Origin of the sequence: Streptomyces sp. NPDC058650 (assembly GCF_042717315.1) — a bacterium.
Classification (GTDB): domain Bacteria; phylum Actinomycetota; class Actinomycetes; order Streptomycetales; family Streptomycetaceae; genus Streptomyces.
Window position 1 is genome coordinate 1 of sequence record NZ_JBHXRL010000082.1, and the last position, 1,128, is coordinate 1,128.

The 1,128-nt window shown below is 67.6% G+C and carries 3 protein-coding genes; 1 reads left to right on the forward strand and 2 read right to left on the reverse strand.

Annotated features, from left to right (window positions below; translation table 11 throughout):
* Nucleotides 1-389: 2-oxo acid dehydrogenase subunit E2 (locus tag ACFWWU_RS37405; RefSeq protein ID WP_384153720.1), on the forward strand; the 389-nt coding region annotated here is incomplete at its 5' end.
* 30 nt (nucleotides 390-419) lie between these two features.
* Here ACFWWU_RS37405 and ACFWWU_RS37410 read toward each other — a convergent pair.
* A complete protein-coding gene (locus tag ACFWWU_RS37410) occupies nucleotides 420-905 on the reverse strand; it encodes a GNAT family N-acetyltransferase (RefSeq protein WP_384153723.1) in 486 nt (161 codons plus the stop codon).
* Between the two features lie 5 nt (nucleotides 906-910).
* A partial coding sequence (locus ACFWWU_RS37415; RefSeq protein WP_384153726.1) for a hypothetical protein occupies nucleotides 911-1,128 on the reverse strand: 218 nt, incomplete at its 5' end.

Sequence of the window (1,128 nt, forward strand, 5' to 3'; positions counted from 1 at the left end):
CCCCGCGGGGGCTCATCGTGCCGAACGTCAAGGAGGCGCAGGCGATGACGATGGTCGAGCTCGCCACGGCGCTCGAGCAGCTCACGCTGACGGCGCGCGAGGGCAAGACGCAGCCCGCCGAGATGCAGAACGGCACCATCACGATCACGAACATCGGCGTCTTCGGCATGGACACCGGCACCCCGATCCTGAACCCGGGCGAAGTCGCAATCGTCGCGCTCGGCACGATCAAGCAGAAGCCGTGGGTCGTCGACGGTGAAGTGCGACCGCGCTTCGTCACGACGATCGGTGCGTCGTTCGACCACCGCGTCGTCGACGGCGACGTGGCCTCGCGCTTCCTCGCCGACGTCGCGTCGATCATCGAGGAGCCGGCGCTCCTGCTCGAGTAGCCGTTCGGCGCTGAGGCGCTCAGCCGAGCGCTACAGGTGCAGGTCGTAGACGATCGCCTCGGTCGTGCGAGACGACTGCGCGAAGCCGGCACGTTCGAGCGCGCGTCTGGCGGGCAGGTTCGGCACCTCCGCCTCGGCGCGGAGGATGACGACGCCCGCCGAGCGTGCGAGTTCGACGACGGCCGCGACGGTGTGCGTCGAGAGCCCCTGGCCTCGCACCGCCGGCACGAGGCCGAACGCGAACTCGACGGCCCCGTCGTCGCCGGGCGGACCGAACAGGTTCACTCCCCCGATGGCCGGGCCGTCTTCGCCTCGTCGCACGAGGTAGGGGCCGTAAGGCGTCGGATCGCCGTTCTGCTGCACCATGCGGAGGTACTCGGCGAGCAGCTCGGGCTCGTCGGTGAAGGCGTACGCGCCCTCCCAGCCGTCATGGGGGTCCACCTCGCCGGAGAGCACGCGCTCGGCATCGGCGACGGTGAACGGATGCAACGTGAGAGGAGCTGTCGTCGTATCCACGTGCTTCACTCTCGCATGTCGGTGCGACACTCGCCAGAGCTGTCCACAGGAAGACGTGGGAATGCAGCGGACGCGCGCAGATGTTCACCTACTATGACCGATTCGGTCGCTTCATGGTTTTGACAATCATTATCAATAAGACGTACGGTGGAGTCATGAGCAACCGAACCACCGCCTTCCGTCGACTGCCCGCCGTCCTCGTCGGTGGCGCCGTGCTGACCAC